General features: G+C 64.2%; 3 protein-coding genes and 2 pseudogenes. 1 reads left to right on the top strand and 4 read right to left on the bottom strand.

Going from position 1 to position 4,089, the window contains the following annotated elements; all coding sequences use genetic code 11:
• Both MOV76_RS38565 and MOV76_RS38560 read right to left on the bottom strand, forming a co-directional pair.
• Window positions 1-208: pseudogene (locus MOV76_RS38565) on the bottom strand (dihydroorotase); the annotation flags it as partial.
• Window positions 205-1,161 carry an aspartate carbamoyltransferase catalytic subunit gene (locus MOV76_RS38560; RefSeq protein WP_018241622.1) on the bottom strand — a complete coding sequence of 319 codons (957 nt, stop codon included), beginning with the start codon at window positions 1,159-1,161 and terminating at the stop codon, window positions 205-207. The pseudogene MOV76_RS38565 and the gene MOV76_RS38560, both read right to left, overlap by 4 nt.
• Window positions 1,162-1,340: 179 nt before the next feature.
• On the opposite strand from MOV76_RS38560, the gene MOV76_RS38555 reads away from it, so the two are divergent.
• Window positions 1,341-2,999: an acyl-CoA dehydrogenase family protein gene (locus MOV76_RS38555; RefSeq protein WP_028733677.1), complete on the top strand. Its 1,659-nt coding sequence runs from the start codon at window positions 1,341-1,343 to the stop codon at window positions 2,997-2,999.
• 117 nt (window positions 3,000-3,116) lie between these two features.
• Here MOV76_RS38555 and MOV76_RS40410 read toward each other — a convergent pair whose 3' ends face one another.
• Entirely contained in the window at window positions 3,117-3,227 is a 111-nt protein-coding gene (locus MOV76_RS40410; protein ID WP_408988012.1) for a type II toxin-antitoxin system VapB family antitoxin, read from the bottom strand.
• Between the two features lie 189 nt (window positions 3,228-3,416).
• Window positions 3,417-4,089: pseudogene (locus MOV76_RS38545) on the bottom strand (ribonuclease E/G); the annotation flags it as partial.

The raw sequence follows: 4,089 nt of genomic DNA, 5'->3' as shown, positions 1-4,089 counted from the left end.
CGACATGGACGCGCGCGTCGACGAGCCCGGGCGTGGCGACAAGGCCCGTGCAGTCGCGGATGACGGCGCCGTCCGGTGCACCCTGGTTCTGCGCCTTGCCGCCGGCGGCAATGATCACGCCGTTTTCGGCAATGATCGTCCCGACTTCGTCGAGATTGCGCGACGGATCGATGATGCGGACGTTCTTGAGGACGATCGGGTTGCTCATGCCATCATTCCATCGCTTCGGGGACCCTGGTTCTGCGAGACGAGCAGCGTCTCCATGACGGCCATGCGCACCGCGACCCCCATCTCCACCTGTTCGGCGATCACGCTTTGCGGTCCGTCCGCCACTTCCGAAGCGATTTCGACGCCGCGGTTCATCGGGCCGGGATGCATGACCAGCGCGTCGTCCTTCGCCGCTTTCAGCGTTTCGGCGTCGAGCCCGTAGAAGTGATAGTATTCGCGCACCGAAGGCACGAAGGCGCCGGACATGCGCTCGCGCTGCAGCCGCAGCATCATCACGACGTCGGCGTCCTTCAGCCCTTCCTGCATCGAATGGAAGACCTCGACGCCCATCTCGGCGATGCCGGCCGGCAGGAGGGTCGCAGGCGCGACGACACGCACGCGGGCGCCCATCGCGTTGAGCAGCAGGATATTGGAGCGCGCCACCCGCGAATGCAGCACGTCGCCGCAGATCGCCACGATGATGCGCGACAGCTTGCCCTTGGCGCGGCGGATCGTCAGCGCGTCGAGCAGCGCCTGGGTCGGATGTTCATGCTGCCCATCACCGGCATTGACGACCGAGCAGGAGACCTTCTGGGCGAGAAGGGCGGCCGCACCGGCGCTTGAATGGCGGATCACCAGCACATCTGGGCGCATCGCGTTCAACGTCATCGCCGTGTCGATCAGCGTTTCGCCTTTCTTCACCGAGGAATTGCCGACCGACATGTTCATGACGTCGGCGCCGAGCCGTTTGCCGGCAAGCTCGAAGGAGGCCTGCGTGCGGGTCGATGCCTCGAAGAAGAGGTTGATCTGCGTCAGCCCGCGTAGCGTCGACGTTTTCTTTTCTCTCTGGCGGCTGATCTTGACGGCCTCATCGGCCTTGTCGAGAAGATAGGTGATATCCTGCTCGGTGAGGCCCTTGATGCCGATGAGGTGGCGGTGGGGGAAAAAGACCATGACCCTGCCTCTTGCTGTCTCTGGCGGGTCTATAAAGAGTGCTGCCCGCCGGGGCAAGCATGTGCTGTGGGCAAAGGCTTATGTCCCCATGCATTTTCGCCCGAATTCCGATAGAGCAGAATGAACCGAATCATAACTTCCGGTTTCCCTTTGCCGGGTTCTTACACTAGAAGCGAATTATGACCTCCGCCAACCGGACTGACGACAAACTCGCAGAACTCAACCAGCCGAGCCTGTGGTCCGGCATCAACGCCTATCGGTCCGATCCGCTGATCGTCGACCTGACGGCGGCCCTGCCACGCGGCATCCGCGAAGACCTGGAAAACATGGGCCGCTACGTCACCTCGCCGGAGGCGCAGGAGATGGCGCGCATGGCGAACCAGGGCGCGCCGCAGCTGCGCACCCACGGTCCGCGCGGTGAACGCGTCGACGTCGTCGAGTTTCACCCCGCCTGGCATGCGCTGATGCGCCGCTCCATGTCGGTTGGCCTGCATTCCTCCGTCTGGGACCCCCAGGCCGATACCGAGGCCAAGGACGAGGCCCATAAGGTTCGCGCTGCGCGCTTTTATCTGACGTCGCAGCTGGAATCCGGCCATCTCTGCCCGCTGACGATGACGAGCGCCTCCGTTGCGGCACTCTCGGCCTCGCCCGCGGTCCAGAAGGACTGGGCGCCCAAAATTCTCTCGCGCAAATATGATTCGTCGAACAAGCCCGCCATGCAGAAATCCGCCGTGACCATCGGCATGGGCATGACGGAAAAGCAGGGCGGCACGGATGTGCGCGCCAACAGGAGCGCTGCCGAAAAGGTCAGCGAGGGCATCTACCGGCTGTCCGGGCACAAGTGGTTCATGTCCGCGCCGATGAGCGATGCCTTCATCATGCTGGCGCAGACGAAGGAGGGCATGGGCTGCTTTCTCGTGCCGCGCCTTCTGGAGGATGGTTCCGCCAACGGGCTGCAGTTTCAGCGGCTGAAGGACAAGGTCGGCAACCGCTCCAATGCCTCTTCCGAGGTCGAGTTTACTGACACCTTCGGTTTCCTGCTCGGTGGTCCGGATGCCGGCATCCGCACGATCCTCGACATGGTGACGCTCACCCGGCTCGACTGCGCGCTGGCCTCGTCAGGCATCATGCGCGCCTCGCTCGCCGAAGCCGTGCACCACACCCGCGGCCGCAGCGTCTTCGGCAAGATGCTCGTCAACCAGCCGATCATGACGAGGGTGCTCGCCGACATGGCGCTCGACGTCGCCGCCGCGACGGCACTGTCCTTCCGTCTTGCCGACGCCTTCGACAAGGCGCGCGGCAATGCCGAGGAAGCGGCCTATGCCCGTGTCATGACGCCGGTCGCCAAATACTGGTGCTGCAAGATCGCGCCTGCGCTGATCTACGAGGCGATGGAGTGTATTGGCGGCAACGGCTACATCGAAGAACGCCCGATCGCCCGCCATTACCGCGAGGCTCCCGTCAACGCCATCTGGGAAGGCTCCGGCAACGTCATGGCGCTCGACGTGCTGCGCGTGCTCAACCGCGGCAAGGATCTGTTCGAAACGGTCTTCGCCGGCCTAGCCCGCGATCTCGGCCCTGCCGGCAAGAAGACGATCGACGTGCTGCGCGCCGCAATCGCGCTCTGTGAACAGGATGAGGGCGCCGCCCGCCTGCTCGTCGAGCAGCTGGCGCTCGCCGCCGGTGCCGCCGAGCTCTATCGGCTGGGCGCTGGGCGCATTGCCGATGCCTTCATCGAGACGCGTCTTGCCGGCGGCTGGCGCTCCACCTATGGCATGCTCGATTCCCGCTTCGACGCCAGCTACATCGTCGACCTACTCTATCCGCCGGCGGCCTGATCGCAAGTGGGCTGAGGCGATCCCGAGGCCGAGACGCTCGACCATCAGGCCCTGTCGACGACGATCACAGATCGTCCGGCCGGTCGCGACGTATCGCGCCGAGGTCGCTTTCCCGGTCTATCCCTGCGAGATCTGCGATCGCATTTTCCGGCGGTGTCTCTCAACGAGACTTCGCAAGGCCCGGTCGACGGCGGCCTCTTTTTTTGTCGCCAATCCCGTGGCGGTCATTGCCGCGTCGAGCAACGCATCATCGATATCGATATTCGTCCGCATGATCGCGCCCCAAGTGTAATCATCATAGGAGATACACATCCACGTCGCGGCGGTTCAAGCTCGGCGACGATGTCATCGCCATAAACGAAAATCCGGCCGCGTCGCCGCGGCCGGATTTCAGTGTTTACGTCCGAAAATCAGCGTTCAGAAGAAGCCACGGCGCTGCCACCAGCCGGCTTTCTTCGGCTTGCCGTCATCGCCTTCGCCATTCTCGACGCGGGTGGATTTCACCGTCGGCTCGGAGGAGGAGATGTTGGATTCGCGGTTGGCGCGAACCGGCTTTGCCTCTTCCTGAACCGATGTTTCGAGATCGGCGGAGGCTTCAACCAATTCCGGTTCGGCCTCGGCCACAGGTGCAGTCTCGGCAACCGGTTCCTCGACCGGCGCTGCGGCCGGTTTGCGGCGGCCGCGGCTGCGGGCTGGCTTCACATCTTCGGTTATGACGGTTGCGCTCTCGACGGCTGCCATCGCGGCCTGGCCTTCGTCGGCCTGCTCGGCAATCGCCTCGACCGCTACGGCTTCGCTCGGAGCGCCGTCGTTCGAAACGTCGTCGCCTTCGGCTTCGTCGCCGCCATTGTCTTCACCGGCTTCGCCGGCTGTCAGTTCGGAGCCATCTTCTGCGCGATTGCGACGGCCGCCACGCTTGCCGCGACGGCGCCGCTTGCGGCGCTGCGATTCTTCGCTTTCAGCGCGTGCCTCAGGCGCAACTTCGGTGGTTTCATCACCTTCGCTGCCCTCGTCGTCACCGTCCTCATCCTCGTCGCCGGCTTCGCCTGCTGCCGATGCCGGCTGCTCGGCATTGCCGTTGCGGCCACGG

The sequence above is a fragment of the Rhizobium sp. PRIMUS64 genome (genome assembly GCF_023006465.1).
Lineage (GTDB): Bacteria > Pseudomonadota > Alphaproteobacteria > Rhizobiales > Rhizobiaceae > Rhizobium > Rhizobium leguminosarum.
Note: the sequence above shows the minus strand (reverse complement) of the source record. Positions and strands in the feature narration are given on the sequence as shown.

Bases quoted from the DNA above. Each gene is read 5' to 3' on its own strand.
- MOV76_RS38560 (WP_018241622.1), bottom strand. From the start codon at position 1,161: ATGGTCTTTTTCCCCCACCGCCACCTCATCGGCATCAAGGGCCTCACC.
- MOV76_RS38555 (WP_028733677.1), top strand. From the start codon at position 1,341: ATGACCTCCGCCAACCGGACTGACGACAAACTCGCAGAACTCAACCAG.
- MOV76_RS40410 (WP_408988012.1), bottom strand. From the start codon at position 3,227: ATGACCGCCACGGGATTGGCGACAAAAAAAGAGGCCGCCGTCGACCGG.